The sequence below is a fragment of the Pseudomonas petroselini genome (assembly GCF_045037875.1).
Taxonomy (GTDB): Bacteria; Pseudomonadota; Gammaproteobacteria; order Pseudomonadales; family Pseudomonadaceae; genus Aquipseudomonas; species Aquipseudomonas petroselini.
The window spans coordinates 604,932-620,328 of the sequence record NZ_CP173614.1 but is presented as its reverse complement, the minus strand read 5'-3'; the positions used below and the strand labels follow the sequence as shown (position 1 = coordinate 620,328).

Here is a 15,397-nt window from a genome sequence, read left to right as displayed (position 1 = left end):
CATCCCTGGCTAAGTGCGGCGTATCTTACACGCGTCTTTGATACAAAAGATGACGCGATTCGCCGCCCCGCTAGGCGTGTTGCATGTAAGAGCGAGTCAGCTACCACTATGTTGTCTGACACACCGTCATCGGGGGCAAGCCCCCTCCCACATGTTGATCGTTATTTGGCTTTAGAGCGGTGACCTCAGGTCCACCAGTAGCGCACGAGGTGGAAAAAGATGGGCGCGGCGAAGCACACCGAATCCAGCCGATCCAGCATCCCGCCGTGGCCTTCGATCATATGCCCCCAGTCTTTGACGCCGCGATCGCGCTTGATCGCCGACATCACGATGCCGCCGGCAAACCCGAGCAGGTTGATCAGCAGCGCAATCAAGAACGACTGCCACGGGTTGAACGGTGTGGTCCACCACAGTGCCGCGCCGATCAGGGACGAGAGCAGAATCCCGCCGACGAACCCTTCCACCGTCTTCGAGGGTGACAGGTTGGGTGCGATTTTGTGTTTGCCGAACAGCTTGCCGCACACGTACTGCAGCACGTCGGACAGTTGCACCACGATTACCAAGTAGGCGATCAGCAGCAGGTTGCGGCCCTCGTAGCCGGGGATGTCGAGGGTCAGCAGGGCGGGCACGAAGGACACGCAGAACACCGCGATCATCAGGCCCCACTGCACCTTCGAGGCGCGCTCCAGGAAGTGGGTGCTGTCGCCGCCGAGGGAGGCAAGGATTGGCAGCAGCAGGAACACGTACACCGGGATGAAGATCGAGAACAGCCCGTACCAGTCGGCGTAAATGAGCAGGTATTGCAGCGGCAAGGCCAGGTAGAACGCGGCCACCAGTGCCGGATAGTCGCTGCGGCGGGTGGGCGTGAGGGTGAGGAATTCGCGCAGGGCGTAGAACGACACCGCGTAGAACAGCAGGATCACTGCGGCGGTGCCGAGCCAGAAGGCGATGCCGATCACCACCACCATCACCCACCAGGCGTTGATGCGGGCATTGAGGTTTTCGACCACCGCGTTGGGCGTGCCACGGGTGCGCAGCTTGAGGATCAGGCCGATCAACGAGGCGAGCACCAGGATCGCGCCGATGCCGCCGAACAACATCAGGGTTTGGCTATCCATGTCAGACATGCTCCGGGGCAAGGGCGAGCAGGGCATCGCGGGTGCGGGCGAGGAAGGCGGCTTTGTCTTCGCCGTCTTCCAATTGCAGCGGCGCGCCGAAGCTGGTGGTGCACAGCAGAGGCAACGGCAACACGCGGCCCTTGGGCATGACCCGGTTGAGGTTGGCGATCCACACCGGGATCAATTCGGCCTGTGGGTAACTGTTGGCCAGGTGATACAAGCCGCTTTTGAACGGCAGCAGGCCGTCTTCGAGATTGCGCGTGCCTTCGGGGAAGATGATCAGCGAGTCGCCGCTTTCCAGGGCGTTAAGCATCGGCTGCAACGGGTTATCCCCAGGGTCCTTGCGTTCGCGGTCGATCAGCACGCCGTTGAACACGCGGTTGATGATGTAGCGGCGCAAGGCGCTTTTATTCCAGTAATCGCTGCCGGCCACCGGGCGCGTGAATTTGCGCAGGTTCTGCGGCAGTGACGCCCACAGCAAGACAAAGTCGCCGTGGCTGCTGTGGTTGGCAAAATAGATGCGTTGCACCGGCACCGGCGCGCACCCCAGCCACAGGCTGCGCGCTCCTGTGACGGTGCGGGCCATAGAGGTAATCAGCGTGGCGACCACGGGTTCGAACATGGGGGTTCCTTATCCGGCGAAAGGCAGCCAAGGGCTGGCGAGGATCACGCCCAGGGTCAGCAGCGCTTGCGCGCCGAGTAGCCAGGCTTGTTTGCGCAACAGTTTGAGCGCGCCGCGACGACGCTCGGTCCAAGGCCGGCCGGCACGCTTGAGCGACTGCAGGCCAAGGGTTTGCAGGGCCTGATCGAGGTCTGCGGTGCGCTCGATGTCACGGGCCAGCAGGGCGAACAGGTCAGCATCGAAGGCCACGCGCAGCGCCCAGTACTTTTGCAGCAGCCCGAGGATAATCATCCACAGGCTCAGCAGCAGGCAGATCGGCGCGATACTCGCCATCAGCAGCTGCGCCAGGCCGAACAACACGCCGACCAAGGTCAGGCCTGTGGATAACTGATCCAGCGAGCGGCCACGTCGCAATAGGCTGGCGACCACCTGGAGTTCCATATCAGCCGGCATGGGGCAAACCCTCCAACGCTTGACGGTGTGCGGGGTGCAGGACCACATCGGCCCGCGCTGTACGAATGATAGACAGCGCATGCTCTACCGTCGCGGCGCGCCCGGAGTGCAGTAACCAGGCGGCGACGGCCGTTGCGCTGCGTGAGTAGCCGAGGGCGCAGCACACCAGCAAGGGCCCGTTGGCGCGCAGCCGCTCGATAGCGTGCGCAGCTTGCAGGCATTCGTCGGGCGTGGGGGCGATCAGGTCCAGCACGGGGATGCATTGATAGGCGCGGCCCTGTGGATTAATCGGCAATTCAGCACAGAGATCGACGATGGCCTTGAAGGGCGCCTGCTCGCTTGTTGTAGGAATTCGACCAAGCCAGACGTTATCCACAATCAGGTCGGGTTGTGGATGTTTGCGCGTCCACAGGCGCGAGTTGATCCATGCGGCCGCCAGATACGGCGCATACAGCCAGCGCGCGGCGGGCGTCAGTTGGCCATCGGCGCGCTTCTGGAAACCCGCAGCGCCCAGCGCCCCGTAATTGGCCTTGATCAACGCCAGAGACACCGCCGGCCACAGTATCCACAGCCAACCACCGCCCAGCACCAAGGCAAGAATGCCCAGTACCAGAGCACCCAGCCCGTAGCGTATGCCCAACCCCCTGCGCTTGGGGTCCCGCGTTAGCCGCGCGTTCAAAAGTGGGTTTGGGGGCTCCATCGGCCACAGCCATACACATATCCACCCGGCGAGGGCGCCTGTGGGTAAGTCGATAAAGTGATGTTGATAAGTGGTCAGCACCGAAATACCGATCAAGGCGAACCAGCCATGCACCAGCCAACGCCACACGCCTTGGGTATGGCGCTGGTACATGACCCACAGGATCACCAGCAGCGCGATATGCAGCGATGGCGCCTGGTTGAACGGTTTATCGAAGCCCGCCAGCACGGCGAACAGCCAGCCGAATACGCCGTCCAGTTCCGGCCGTTCGAAGGTGAAGCGCAACGGCCAGATCAGGAAGCAGCTGACCGCAATGACCTGGGCTGACAGCAGCCGCAGCGCATGCTGTTTCAACTCATGCCGACTATTGGGCAGTAGCAGGGAAAACCCGTAGAGCAGGTCGATGGACCAGTAGGGCACGATGGTCCATGCCCAGAACGGCATATGGGTTTCCCAGCCGAACACCAGCGTGCCGACGTCGCTGCGCTGGCTGGTCACCCACGTGGCAAAGCCGTAGGTGCTGAAAAACAGCGGCGCCAACAGCAGCAGCCAGAGGACCGCTGGTTTCAACAAGCCGGGTTCGCGCATGTTCAGATCTTCTGTGCCAGGGACACGGTGAAAATGCCCCACTCATCCACACGCTGGGTGATCTTGCGGAAACCGGCGGCTTCCACCAGTTGGTCCATTTCCGCCTGGCTGCGACGGCGCATCACCCAGGCCTGGCCCTGGCGATGGCTGGTCAGCGCCCGGGCGATCAGTTCCAACTGCGGGTGCCACGGTTGGCCGGTGTAGACGAGGTAGCCACCCGGCTCCACGGCTTCGGCCAGTCCGGCCAATGAGCCGCCGACCATGGCGTTATCGGCGAACAATTCATACAACCCGGACACCACCGCCAGCGTCGGTTTTGGGTCCAGCGCCGCCAGGTCCAGGCGGTCGAACGCATCACCTTTGACGAACTGCGCGATATCCCCAAGGCCTTTCTCACGGATCAGTGCACCACCGTCGCGCACGTTGATGTCGCTGTAGTCGCGTAGCAGGATCGATTCCGGCAGCGGTGACACGCCCTGCAAGGCTTCAAGAATGTAGCGACCGTGGCCGGCAGCGATGTCGACGATGCGCACTTCACGCTGTTCATCCCGCAACGTGGCCATGGCCAGGCGCAGCAGTTCCTCGACGTTCAGCTTGCGTTGGCGGATGCCGCGCCAGCCGATGGAATTGAGGTAGTTGGTGTCGATCATCCGACCCAGCCCGCCCTTGCCGGTGGGCGTGTTGCGGTACACGTAGTCCAGGGTGCTGCCGGAGTCGAAACCGGTGTCGAAGCCCAGCTTCACCCCGTCCGACAGGTTCTTGCCCAGGCCCATGCTGGCGCGGGTCAGGCGCCAGTACAGGTCGCGCAGGGAATTGCGCGGCAGTGGCGCGGCGAGGGCTTCGGATTCGGCGCAGGTGGCGCCCAGTTTGTCCGCATCCAACAGCGAGGCGCGGTCCAGCGGGTGTTCGAAATTCTGCAGGATAAAGCGCCGGGCGCTGTTCACGGCGGTGGCGCGGTCGCGTTCGCCGAGGGTGTCGTGGAAGAAACCGGGGAGGATATGCAGCTCTTTTTTCAGGCTGCCAAGGCGGTCGAAAAATTGCTGCTGGGGTTTGCGATGCACCACAAAGTCCGAGCCCGAAACCAGCAGCTGGGTCGGCACTTGGATCGCCTGGGCATCGGCTACTACCCGGTCAGCCGCTTCATACAGGCCAAGCAGCACATTCACCGAGATCGCCTTGGTGATCAGCGGGTCACTGTCGTAGGAGGCTACGCGTTCCGGGTCATGGCTGAGGAACTTGGCCTTGACGTAGCTGTTGACGAAAAAGTTGCCGCGAAACTTGCGCATCAGCGCCAGGCCCGGCCGCGCGAACGGCACGTACAGCTTGACCTTGAAGGCGGGGGAGGCAAGCACCAACGCGCGGATTTTCGGCGCGTAATCGTGCACCCAGGTCGCAGCAATCACCGCACCGACGCTTTGGGCGATGACAGCTAAGTGCTCTTCCTCGATGCCATAGGTGGTGCCGATGTGGTCGCAAAAGGTCTGCACATCACGGGCGCTGGTGGCGAAGCTGGGGCTGTCACCACGCTCGCCGGGGGACTGGCCGTGACCACGGGCGTCCCAGGCGAAGAAGTCGAACTGCGGCAGGTTCAGTTCATCGACCAGATGGGCGATACGCCCCGAATGCTCATGGCCGCGATGGAACAACACAATCGCCTTGCGTGGCTCGCCGTCTGCTGGAGCGGCAGCCGGCCAGTGCCGGTAGAAAAGCTCGACGCCATCATGGGTACTGAAGGTGTGCTCTTGCTGTTCGCGCATCGCAAAATCCTTATGCAGAAGGGGAAGTATCGTGTTGTTCGTTGAGGCCTTGGCGCACCCGATTGAACAGGGTGTAGGCGAGCAGGGCGGCGACCAGCCACATCACCCCGTCGACCCAACCGGCGCCCAGCCAGCCCAGCGCCACGCCGGTGGCCAGTACGCCGAGTACGAAGGCGCGATCACTTTTGCCCATCGGCCCGTCGTAGCGGCGCGATGCACCCACCATCGGTCCCAGCACCCCGGCGTATTCACTGAACACTGCCAGCAACGCCACCAGCAGCACGGGCGCCAGGCTCACACCGGGGATCAGCGCAAACGGTAGGATCAGCGCGCTGTCGGCGATCACATCGCAGAGTTCATTGAGGTAGGCGCCCAGGCGTGACTGCTGGCCGAATTCTCGGGCGAGCATGCCGTCGATGGCGTTGAGGGCCATGCGCAGGATCATCCACAGCGGAATCAGCGCAAACAGCCAGAGGTGTTGGGCGAAGCTGGCGATCAACAGGCCGACCAGCAGGGAAACCACGCCGGCCAGCACGGTGATCTGGTTGGCGGTGGTGCCGTTGTCGTAGAGGCGCTGCACAAGAGGACGCAGCAGGTTTTGAAAGCGCGGCTTGAGCTGATAGATCGAAATCATGGGGGTGACGCTTCCTTGTCCGTGGGCCCGCGAAAAACTGTTTTGGAGTGTGCCGATTAAATGTGGCTTGCACCAGTGATGGCGTGTGTTTATGGGGGGTTAGTCACGATCTGGAAAGCGCTGGGGAACAAATGTGGGAGGGGGCTTGCTCCCGATGGCGGTGGGTCAGCTGAAAAATGTATTGGCGGATACACCGCCATCGGGAGCAAGCCCCCTCCCACAGGGGATTTGGGGTGTATCTGAAACTGCTGTTTTTCGAACAAAAATTTCACGCATCGTGTTATATCGTAACGAATTATGTACAAGCAGGCGTTGAGTGGATGCAAGTGGATCTGGAAGCTGACGGCGCTTCGGTGGAAGGCCTTCCGCGTTTTCAACAGGGGCTGTTCCATGCCCGTCGATTGCGCCAGGCCGGTATCAGCCTGACGGTGCTGGGCGTTGCCGGTTGGGTGTGGGCACTCTTTGTCGCGCTGTTTGCGCCGCTGTCGATCTGGCCGGTGGTGCTGATCAACGGTGCGTCGGCGTTGCTGCTGCTGGTGGCCGGGTTGCAATCGGCGTGGTGGGTGGCCGATTGGCGCGCCCAGGCGTTGGAGGTGCCGGCGGTTGAAGTGCAGGTTGAAGACACGGGCCGCTACGCACGCCTGGTTGAGCGTTTTGGCCAACAGATCGGCGCGCCGGTGTTGTGGCTTGGCGGTTGGTCGTTGTTGGCGCTGGTCAGCATTATCGAATTCTGGAACCTGGCGTTACCCGCCGCACCGATCGGTCAATCGGCAAGCATCGGTGCCGCGCTGGCGCTGGCCTTGGCGTTTGGCCTGTTGGTGTTCGAGCGTCGCCTCGCTCAGGAAACCGCCGCGCAATGGCCGGAAGCCTCGCAACTGGCGCAGTTGAGCCGGGTGGCGATCATCTGCCTGGTGGTCAGTGCGGTGTGCCTGCTGTTTGCGGGTGCGGCGTCGGTGTGGCCGTTGCGCCTGGCGGCACTGATCGGCCTGCTGCCGGCATTGGTCGCGCTGGAGTTTCTATTAAGGGCCGTGCTGTCGCTGTTCAGCCCGCGCCAGCCACGGCTCGAGCCCCGCCTGATGGCGCAAAGTTTTATCGCCGGACTGCTGCGTTGGCCGCCCCAACCTTTGCTCGCGTTGCAGCATGAATTGCACAACCGCTTCGGCATCGACCTGCGCCAGATCTGGGCGTTTACCTACATGCGCCGGGCGTTTCTGCCGGTGTTGCTGGTGGTTCTCGCGGTAGGCTGGGCGCTCACCGGTGTGCACGAAGTGCCCCTGCAAGGCCGTGGGATTTATGAGCGCTTCGGTAAACCCGTCGAGGTGTTCGGCCCCGGTCTGCATGCGGGCTTACCGTGGCCGTTGGGGCGTGTCATCAGCGTGGAAAACGGCGTGGTGCATGAGTTGGCCACCAGTGTCAGTGAAGCCGCCGCCCCGGAGCTCGCCCCCGCCGAAGGCCCGCCGCCGTTGATTGCCAACCGGTTGTGGGACGCCAGCCATGTGAATGACAAATCCCAAGTGATCGCCAGCAGCAGCGGCGACAAGCAGAGCTTCCAGATCGTCAATATGGATGTGCGCTTCGTCTACCGCATCGGCCTCACCGATCAGGCCGCGCTGGCCGCCACCTACAACAGCGCGGATGTGCCGACCCTGATCCGCAGCACCGCCAGTCGCATCCTGGTGCACGACTTTGCCTCGCGCACCCTCGATGAGTTGCTCGGCGAACAACGCACCCGCCTGGCCGACGAGATCGGCCGCGCCGTGCAGGCGGACCTGCAAACACTCGACAGCGGCGTGGAAATCCTCGCGACCGTGGTCGAGGCGATCCACCCACCGGCCGGTGCCGCCAATGCTTATCACGGCGTGCAAGCCGCGCAGATCGGCGCCCAGGCCCTGATCTCCCGCGAGCGCGGTGCGGCCAGCGAGCAAACCAACCAGGCGCTGCTGCAAGCCAGCACCGCGCGGGATCAGGCCCAGGCCACCGCGCGGGAAGTGAATGCCGGTGCCCAAGCCGCCGACCTGCGTTTCGCCGCCGAACAAAAGGCCTACGCCACGGCCGGCCAAGCGTTCGTGCTGGAGCAATACCTCGGCCAACTCAGCCAAGGCCTGGCCCACGCCAAGCTGCTCATTCTGGATCATCGCCTGGGCGCCGATAGCGCGCCGACGATCGATCTGCGTTCTTTTACCTTGCCGGCCGATCCCTCGGTGCCGCGTAAAGCCGTTCAATAAGGAGTCGGTCTGTTGAGCGCTCATTCTCATGATCACGGTCATCACCATGGCCACCACCATCATCACGGTGACGAACAAGCCGCCGGCCCATTCCCGTGGCGCCGCATGGCCTGGGCGCTGTTGCTGGTGCTGTTTGCGGTCGCCGCCGCCAGCCTGGTGCAAGTGCGGTCCGGCGAGGCCACGGTGATTACCCGCTTCGGCAACCCCTCGCGGGTGCTGCTGGAACCGGGCCTGGGCTGGCGCTGGCCGGCGCCGTTCGAAGCGGCGATCCCGGTGGATCTGCGCCTGCGCACCACTTCCAGCGGTTTGCAGGATGTGGGCACCCGTGATGGCCTGCGCATCATCGTGCAGGCGTACGTGGCGTGGCAGGTACAGGGCGATGCGGACAATGTGCAGCGCTTCATGCGCGCCGTGCAGAACCAGCCGGACGAAGCGGCGCGGCAGATTCGTACCTTCGTGGGTTCGGCGCTGGAAACCACGGCGGCCAGCTTCGACCTGTCGAGCCTGATCAACACCGATGCCAGCCAGGTGCGCATCGCTGATTTCGAAGCGCAGTTGCGCCAGCAGATTGATCAACAATTGCTCACGACCTACGGCGTGCGCGTGGCCCAAATCGGTATCGAACGGCTGACCTTGCCGTCGGTGACCCTTACTGCCACCGTCGACCGCATGCGCGCGGAGCGGGAAACCATCGCCACCGAGCGCACCGCCGTGGGCAAGCGTGAGGCGGCGCAGATCCGCTCCGCTGCCGAGCGCGATGCACGCATCGTGCAGGCGGATGCCACGGTGAAAGCCGCCGATATCGAAGCGCAATCGCGGGTCGAGGCCGCGCAGATCTATGGCCGTGCCTACGCCGGCAACCCGCAGCTGTATAACCTGCTGCGCTCCCTGGATACCTTGGGCACCGTGGTCACGCCGGGCACCAAGATCATCCTGCGCACCGACGCTGCGCCGTTCCGCGCCTTGGTGGACGGGCCGAAGGATGTCCAGCCATGACCGAGCGTGACAGCCCGGACAGCCCATGGATCCAGGCCGGACGCCTGACATTCCTGGCGTTGTACGCGGTGACCGTGCTGGCCGCGTTGGCCTGGGCATTTTCCAATGTGCGCCAGATCGACCCGCAGAACCGTGCGGTGGTCCTGCATTTCGGCGCCCTCGACCGTATCCAGAATGCCGGGCTGTTGCTGGCCTGGCCGCAGCCGTTCGAGCAGGTGGTGCTGTTGCCGGCCGCTGACCGCGTGATCGAGCGCAGGGTGCAGAACCTGCTGCGTTCTGACGCGGCGGTCCAGGCCGACCGCGTGGCCACGTTTGCCACGCCGTTGAGTGATGCACTGGCCGGTTCCGGTTACCTGCTGACCGGCGATGCCGGCGTGGTGCAACTGGATGTGCGGGTGTTTTACAAAGTCACCGAACCTTATGCGTTTGTGCTGCAGGGCGAGCATGTGTTGCCTGCCTTGGATCGACTCGTGACCCGCAGCGCCGTGGCCCTCACGGCGGCGCGGGACCTGGACACGATTTTGGTGGCAAGGCCGGAATTGATCGGCACTGATAACGGCGCTGCCGAACGCCGCGAACGGCTGCGCGGCGACTTGGTGCAAGGCATCAATAAACGCTTGGCGGAGTTGACGTCCACCGGGTTGGGATTGGGTATCCAGGTCACCCGCGTGGATGTGCAATCGAGCCTGCCAGGCCCGGCGGTGAACGCGTTCAATGCGGTGTTGACCGCCAGTCAGCAGGCCGATAAAGCCGTGGCCAATGCCCGTAACGACGCGGAAAAACTCACCCAGACCGCCACTCAGCAGGCCGATCGCCTGGTGCAAGTCGCCCACGCCCAGGCCAGCGAACGCCTGGCCAATGCCCAGGCGCAAACTGCCACCGTCGCCAGCCTGGCCCAGGTAAAAGACCCGGGCCTGATGTTGCGCCTTTACCGCGAGCGCCTGCCGAAGATTCTCGGCCAGGCCGGCTCCGTGACCACGGTCGATCCTAAAGACGACTCCCGCTTGATCATCCAGGGAGCCGAACAATGAGCGCACCTATGCTGACCTCCGCCGAGCAGCGCAGCGCTGCCCGGCAATTGACCCTGGCCATGCTCGCCTTGGGCTTGCTGGTGTTGGGCCTGATATGGCGCTGGCTGGCGCCTGACCAGACCGGCGTGAGCCAATTGCTGCTGGGCGTCGCGTCGCTCTTGGTGGCCGTGCCGGTGATGCGTTCGGCCTGGTACAGCCTGCGGTTCCCCAGCCTGCACGGGATCACCGACCAACTGATCGCCCTGGCCATGCTCGGCGCCTGGGCCACGGGTGATCTGCTGACCGCCGCGCTGCTGCCGATCATCATGATCTTTGGCCATGTGCTGGAAGAGCGCAGCGTGATCGGTTCCCAGGAGGCGATCCATGCCCTGGGCAAACTGACCCGCAGCCATGCGCGGCGGGTGCAGGCTGACGGCAGCATTATCGAAGTGGATAACAGCACGCTGAATACTGGCGATATCGTCGAAGTGCGCGCCGGTGACCGCGTGCCCGCCGACGGTGTGGTGCTATCGGGGCAGGCGAGCCTGGACACCGCGCCGATCACCGGCGAGTCGGTGCCGCTGGAAGCGAGTGTGGGCGTGCAGGTGTTTGGCGGGGCGATCAACCTCGACGGCCTGCTGCGTCTTGAGGTGACCCGCACCGGCAATGAGTCGACCCTGGGCAAAGTCATCGCGCTGATGCAGAACGCCGAGCGCTCCAAGCCGCCGATCACGCGGCTGCTGGAGCGGTATGCCGGCAGCTATATGGTGCTGGTGTTGCTGCTGGCGGCGGTCACCTGGTTTGTGACCAACGACGCCCAGGCGATGCTCGCGGTGCTGGTGGCGGCGTGTCCGTGTGCGTTGGTGCTGTCGGCGCCGGCCACGGCGATTGCCGGGATCGCCGTGGCGGCGCGGCATGGCATCCTGATTCGCAGCTCGGCGTTCCTTGAAGAGCTGGCGGACCTGACCTCGTTGGTGGTCGACAAGACGGGCACCCTGACCTTCGGCACCTTGCGCCTGCACGCCATCGACACCACGGCGCCGGACCGGCAGGTGTTGCTGAACCTGGCGGCCAGCTTGGGCTCGGCCAGCAGCCACCCGGTCAGCCGGGCATTGGCGGGGCTGGCGACGCAGGAACAGATGCTGGCGTTGACGGATATTCGCGAGCGCCAGGGCCTGGGCGTCGTGGCGCAGACCGAGCAGGGTGAAGCGGCCTTGGGTCGGCCGGAGTTGTTCGAGCAACTGGGTATCCTCACCACCACCGTCCCGAATCACGATGGCCCCATCGCCGGGTTGGCGCTGAACGGGGTGTTTCTCGCTTGGCTGTTGCTGGCCGATAGCGTCAAGCCGGAAGCGCGCCAAGCGCTGCAAGAGCTGCGTGACCTTGGCCTCGGCCGCCAACTGTTGCTCACCGGCGACCGCCAGAGCGTGGCTGACAGCCTGGCGCTGGAGGTGGGCATCAGCGATGTCGAAGCCCAGGCCTTGCCGGAAGACAAGCTCAACCGCGTGCTGGGCGAGATCGGCAGCGGCTTCCGGCCGATGGTGGTAGGGGACGGCATCAACGATTCGCTCGCGCTCAAGGCTGGCGTGGTCGGTGTGGCCATGGGCGCCGGCGGGGCGGATATTGCCTTGGCGTCGGCGGATGTGGTGTTGATCGGCAGCGACCTGCGGCGTCTGGGTACCTGTGTGCGCTTGAGCCGCCAGTGTCGGCAGACGTTGCAGGTCAACGTGATCATCGGCCTGGGCTGGACCTTGGCAATTGTCGTGTTTGCCGCGTTTGGCTGGTTGGGTGCGGCCGGCGCCATGATCGCGGCGGTGCTGCACAACCTCAGCACCTTGCTGGTACTGGGGAATGCCGGGCGTTTGCTGCGCTTTCAGGAGCCACTGTTAAAGCTAGAAGATTAATGTTCAGAAATTTTTGGGGAAGGCTGTAACGCCGTTGGGGGACCTCACTCTAGTGGTGTGTCGAGACTGAGCAATCCGTTCAGACCGACCCACCTACTGATCGATGAGGACTACACAATGAACATCAAGAATGCTATGTCCGGTGCTGCCCTGGCTATCGCTGCCGCCACTCTGTTCGCCGGTGTCGCTACCCAGGCACAGGCCGCCGGCGCTACCGTTCATTGCTACGGCGTGACTTCCTGCAAAGGCATGAACGACTGCAAGACCGCTGAAAACGCCTGCAAAGGCCAGGCTGTCTGCAAGGGCCACGGTTTCAAGGCCATGACCCAGGCTGCCTGCGACGCCGCCGGCGGTAAAGTCGGCGAGTAAGCACAAGCCGAGTGCAACCGCAGCGGCACTCCCCGCCGCTGCGGACACGTTTGCAGGAGTCCATGATGGCCACGTCTCTTCCCTTCCTGGGTTACGGCCTGGGTTTACGCAACGAATACTACGAACAGATCCTTGAACAATCGCCGGCTGTGGATTGGTTCGAGGTGATCTCCGAGAATTACCTGGTCCAGGGCGGTAAAGCCTTGTACTACCTGGACGCGATCGCCGAGCGTTATCCCCTGGTGATGCACGGCGTGTCCCTGTCCATCGGCGGGCCCCATGCCCTCGATACCGATTACCTGAAGCAAATCAAACAGCTCGCCGAGCGAATCCGCCCGGCGTGGGTGTCTGATCACCTGTGCTGGAGTCGCGGCAGCGCGCACCAATTGCACGACCTGCTGCCGCTGCCTTACACCGAAGAAAGTCTCTACCACGTGGTCGCCCGCGTGCGCCAAGTGCAGGACGCGTTGCAGCGCCCGCTGGTACTGGAAAACGTCTCCAGTTATGTGCGCTCCAAGGCGGACGAATTCACTGAGTGGGAATTCCTCAACGCCCTGGCGCATCTGACAGGGTGTCAGTTGTTACTCGACGTCAACAACGTGTATGTCAGCTCGCGCAACCATGGCTTCGATGCCTGGACGTTTATCCGCAACCTGCCACCGCAGAGCATCCGCCAACTGCACCTGGCGGGGCATATGGACTATGGCGACTACGTGGTCGACACCCATGACCACCCGGTATGCGATCCGGTGTGGGCGCTCTATCAGCAGACGGTTGAGCACCTGGGGCCCGTATCGACGCTACTGGAGCGCGACGACCATTTTCCACCCTTTGAAGATCTGCTCACCGAACTGAGCAAGGCCCGTGAACTGGGGGCCATGGCGTTGGCCAGGAGAACGTTATGCGCCTGACCGATTGGCAGTTGGCCTTCGAGCAGCACCTGTTGTCCGAAACGCCAGTGGCCAACAGTGACTTCGCGGCCACCCTGCTGGGCGGGCCGACGCTGGATGTGGACGCGGGCCTGGCGATTTACCACAACGCCTATATCTCGCGGTTGCAGGAGGTTTTGCGGCATGACTTCAATGCCATCCGCTATTGGTTGGGTGATGATGAGTTTGCAACGCTGACCGAGGCCTTTGTGCGCCGTTATCCCTCGGCCCACTACAGTCTGCGTTGGCTAGGGGAGCGTTTCCCGGCGTTTATCCTTGAGCATCTGGTGGCGGAGCAAAGTGCGCCGCTGGCGGAACTGGCGCGTTTGGAATGGGCGTTTACCCTGGCGTTTGATGCGCCTCAGGGCGAACCGCTGACGCTGAATGAGATGGCGGTGTTGCCGCCCGAAGCGTGGCCGCTGTTGCAGGTGACCCTGGCGCCGTCGGTGCAGCTGCTGCTGTGCCATTTCAATACCGTAGCGATCTGGCGTGCGAGTAAGGACGCGTCAGCCTTTCCCGCCAGCCAGGCATTGGCTCCGACCGAAGTCTGCCTGGTATGGCGTCATCAGAATGTGTGCCATTACCGTAGCCTGGAGCCTGAAGAGGCCTGCGCCCTGGCGGGGATGGTGACGACCGGCTGGAACTTTGCCGAACTGTGCGCAGCGTTGGCAGTCAGTTACGCAGAGGGTGCGCCACTGCAGGCCGTTACGTGGCTGAAACAGTGGGTCCAGGACGGTTTGCTCGAGCGCCGAGCCCCATAGGAGAGCGCTATCAAATCGATAGCCTCCTACTTTGTCTTGGGATGGTCTACCCTCACAGCAGACGTCTGAAACAAGGGGGGATTACTCATGCTCGCGCAACTTCCACCGGCCTTACAGAATCTTCAGCTACCGCTGCGTCTTCGACTCTGGGACGGCCATGAATTTAACTTGGGCCCCGAGCCCAGTGTGACCATCGTGGTAAAGGACCCCACGGTCGTGTCCCAGCTGACCCATCCAACGCTCGATTCACTGGGCGAAGCCTTCGTGGAGGGAAAATTGGAGCTGGAAGGCTCCATTTCCGAGGTCATCCGGGTCTGTGACGAATTGAGTCACGCCCTGATCGAGGACGACGAGGGGAGTCGTCCGGTGCGCTCGATCCACGACAAGGCCACTGACGCAGCAGCCATTTCCTACCATTACGACCTGTCCAATGAGTTCTACCAGCTATGGCTGGATCAGGACATGGCGTACTCCTGCGGTTACTTCGAAACCGGCAGCGAATCCATCGACCAGGCCCAACAAGACAAATTTCGCCACCTGTGCCGCAAACTGCGGCTGCAGCCGGGCGAGTATCTGCTCGACGTCGGCTGCGGCTGGGGCGGGCTGGCACGGTTTGCGGCACGGGAGTTTGGGGTCAGAGTGTTTGGCATCACCCTGAGCAAGGAGCAGTTGGCGCTGGCCCGGGAACGGGTGAAAGCCGAAGGCCTGGAAGACCAGGTGGACCTGCAACTGCTCGACTACCGTGACCTGCCGCAAGACGGTCGTTTCGACAAAGTCGTGAGCGTGGGCATGTTCGAACACGTCGGCCACGCCAACCTGGCGGAGTACTGCAAGACGTTGTACGGCGCCGTGCGCGAAGGCGGCCTGGTGATGAACCATGGCATTACCGCCAAGCACACCGATGGCCGTCCGGTAGGCCGTGGCGCCGGGGAGTTTATCGAGCGTTATGTGTTCCCTAACGGCGAGCTGCCGCACCTGGCGATGATGACCGCCGAGATCAGTGAAGTCGGGCTGGAAGTGGTCGACGTCGAAAGCCTGCGCCTCCACTACGCGCGCACGCTGGACCACTGGAGCGAGCGCCTGGAAGACAACCTGGAAGCGGCGGCGATGAGGGTGCCGGAGCAAGCGTTGCGTATTTGGCGGCTGTACCTGGCCGGTTGCGCGTACGCGTTTGCACGGGGCTGGATCAACCTGCACCAGATACTGGCGGTGAAACCCCATGCCGATGGCAGCCATGAACTGCCGTGGACGCGGGAAGATATCTACCGCTGAATTTCAACACTGTTGGAGATCCAAATGTGGGAGGGGGCTTGCCCCCGATGACGGTGTAT

General features: G+C 63.2%; 14 protein-coding genes. 8 read left to right on the top strand and 6 right to left on the bottom strand.

The genetic code is table 11. The features are described from left to right. Positions 1-185: 185 nt before the first annotated feature. Genes ACI512_RS02965 through ACI512_RS02940 form a run of 6 tightly spaced genes read right to left on the bottom strand, consistent with a single transcriptional unit; the run spans position 186 to position 5,872 of the window. A complete protein-coding gene (locus ACI512_RS02965) occupies positions 186-1,118 on the bottom strand; it encodes a phosphatidate cytidylyltransferase (RefSeq protein WP_015886637.1) in 933 nt (310 codons plus the stop codon). 1 nt (position 1,119) lies between these two features. Beyond that, a complete protein-coding gene (locus ACI512_RS02960; RefSeq protein WP_046035818.1) occupies positions 1,120-1,740 on the bottom strand; it encodes a 1-acyl-sn-glycerol-3-phosphate acyltransferase in 621 nt (206 codons plus the stop codon). A 9-nt stretch (positions 1,741-1,749) separates the two neighbouring features. Continuing rightward, the gene (locus ACI512_RS02955) at positions 1,750-2,193 is read right to left on the bottom strand and encodes a hypothetical protein (protein ID WP_064053183.1); all 444 of its coding nucleotides are present in this window, start codon (positions 2,191-2,193) and stop codon (positions 1,750-1,752) included. Then, positions 2,183-3,481, bottom strand: a complete 1,299-nt coding sequence (locus tag ACI512_RS02950) for a phosphatase PAP2/dual specificity phosphatase family protein (protein ID WP_236380242.1) — start codon at positions 3,479-3,481, stop codon at positions 2,183-2,185. The genes ACI512_RS02955 and ACI512_RS02950 overlap by 11 nt, the downstream gene beginning before the upstream one ends. Positions 3,482-3,483: 2 nt before the next feature. Beyond that, positions 3,484-5,238, bottom strand: coding sequence for a bifunctional alpha/beta hydrolase/class I SAM-dependent methyltransferase (locus ACI512_RS02945; RefSeq protein WP_102061235.1), 1,755 nt, complete (start codon positions 5,236-5,238; stop codon positions 3,484-3,486). 10 nt (positions 5,239-5,248) lie between these two features. Then, the gene (locus tag ACI512_RS02940; RefSeq protein ID WP_231809982.1) at positions 5,249-5,872 is read right to left on the bottom strand and encodes a CDP-alcohol phosphatidyltransferase family protein; all 624 of its coding nucleotides are present in this window, start codon (positions 5,870-5,872) and stop codon (positions 5,249-5,251) included. Positions 5,873-6,192: 320 nt separating this feature from the next. On the opposite strand from ACI512_RS02940, the gene hflK (ACI512_RS02935) reads away from it, so the two are divergent. The 8 genes from hflK (ACI512_RS02935) (at position 6,193) to cfaB (ending at position 15,338) form a co-directional block, all read left to right on the top strand. Further along, positions 6,193-8,097 (top strand): protease modulator HflK, encoded by a 1,905-nt coding sequence (gene hflK, locus ACI512_RS02935; protein ID WP_405121603.1) that lies wholly within the window; start codon positions 6,193-6,195, stop codon positions 8,095-8,097. Positions 8,098-8,109: 12 nt separating this feature from the next. Beyond that, positions 8,110-9,093, top strand: a complete 984-nt coding sequence (gene hflC, locus ACI512_RS02930; protein ID WP_046035812.1) for a protease modulator HflC — start codon at positions 8,110-8,112, stop codon at positions 9,091-9,093. After that, complete coding sequence (gene hflK, locus ACI512_RS02925) at positions 9,090-10,124, top strand: protease modulator HflK (protein ID WP_015886629.1); 1,035 nt, start codon at positions 9,090-9,092, stop codon at positions 10,122-10,124. Before hflC ends, hflK (ACI512_RS02925) begins: the two co-directional genes overlap by 4 nt. After that, positions 10,121-12,007 (top strand): cation-translocating P-type ATPase, encoded by a 1,887-nt coding sequence (locus ACI512_RS02920; RefSeq protein ID WP_236380248.1) that lies wholly within the window; start codon positions 10,121-10,123, stop codon positions 12,005-12,007. The genes hflK (ACI512_RS02925) and ACI512_RS02920 overlap by 4 nt, the downstream gene beginning before the upstream one ends. A gap of 117 nt (positions 12,008-12,124) precedes the next feature. Next, on the top strand, positions 12,125-12,376 hold the full coding sequence (locus ACI512_RS02915) for a membrane protein (RefSeq protein ID WP_015886627.1): 252 nt from the start codon (positions 12,125-12,127) through the stop codon (positions 12,374-12,376). 65 nt (positions 12,377-12,441) lie between these two features. Next, positions 12,442-13,287: a DUF692 domain-containing protein gene (locus ACI512_RS02910; RefSeq protein ID WP_236380249.1), complete on the top strand. Its 846-nt coding sequence runs from the start codon at positions 12,442-12,444 to the stop codon at positions 13,285-13,287. Then, positions 13,278-14,066, top strand: coding sequence for a DNA-binding domain-containing protein (locus ACI512_RS02905; protein ID WP_046035809.1), 789 nt, complete (start codon positions 13,278-13,280; stop codon positions 14,064-14,066). The genes ACI512_RS02910 and ACI512_RS02905 overlap by 10 nt, the downstream gene beginning before the upstream one ends. Before the next feature lie 87 nt (positions 14,067-14,153). After that, complete coding sequence (cfaB, locus tag ACI512_RS02900) at positions 14,154-15,338, top strand: C17 cyclopropane fatty acid synthase CfaB (protein ID WP_064053191.1); 1,185 nt, start codon at positions 14,154-14,156, stop codon at positions 15,336-15,338. Positions 15,339-15,397 lie beyond the last annotated feature (59 nt).

Excerpts from the sequence above, each read along its gene's own strand:
- ACI512_RS02965 (WP_015886637.1), bottom strand. The coding sequence starts at position 1,118 with ATGGATAGCCAAACCCTGATGTTGTTCGGCGGCATCGGCGCGATCCTG.
- ACI512_RS02960 (WP_046035818.1), bottom strand. The coding sequence starts at position 1,740 with ATGTTCGAACCCGTGGTCGCCACGCTGATTACCTCTATGGCCCGCACC.
- ACI512_RS02955 (WP_064053183.1), bottom strand. The coding sequence starts at position 2,193 with ATGCCGGCTGATATGGAACTCCAGGTGGTCGCCAGCCTATTGCGACGT.
- ACI512_RS02950 (WP_236380242.1), bottom strand. The coding sequence starts at position 3,481 with ATGCGCGAACCCGGCTTGTTGAAACCAGCGGTCCTCTGGCTGCTGCTG.
- ACI512_RS02945 (WP_102061235.1), bottom strand. The coding sequence starts at position 5,238 with ATGCGCGAACAGCAAGAGCACACCTTCAGTACCCATGATGGCGTCGAG.
- ACI512_RS02940 (WP_231809982.1), bottom strand. The coding sequence starts at position 5,872 with ATGATTTCGATCTATCAGCTCAAGCCGCGCTTTCAAAACCTGCTGCGT.
- hflK (WP_405121603.1), top strand. The coding sequence starts at position 6,193 with ATGCAAGTGGATCTGGAAGCTGACGGCGCTTCGGTGGAAGGCCTTCCG.
- hflK (WP_015886629.1), top strand. The coding sequence starts at position 9,090 with ATGACCGAGCGTGACAGCCCGGACAGCCCATGGATCCAGGCCGGACGC.
- ACI512_RS02920 (WP_236380248.1), top strand. The coding sequence starts at position 10,121 with ATGAGCGCACCTATGCTGACCTCCGCCGAGCAGCGCAGCGCTGCCCGG.
- ACI512_RS02915 (WP_015886627.1), top strand. The coding sequence starts at position 12,125 with ATGAACATCAAGAATGCTATGTCCGGTGCTGCCCTGGCTATCGCTGCC.
- ACI512_RS02910 (WP_236380249.1), top strand. The coding sequence starts at position 12,442 with ATGGCCACGTCTCTTCCCTTCCTGGGTTACGGCCTGGGTTTACGCAAC.
- ACI512_RS02905 (WP_046035809.1), top strand. The coding sequence starts at position 13,278 with ATGCGCCTGACCGATTGGCAGTTGGCCTTCGAGCAGCACCTGTTGTCC.
- cfaB (WP_064053191.1), top strand. The coding sequence starts at position 14,154 with ATGCTCGCGCAACTTCCACCGGCCTTACAGAATCTTCAGCTACCGCTG.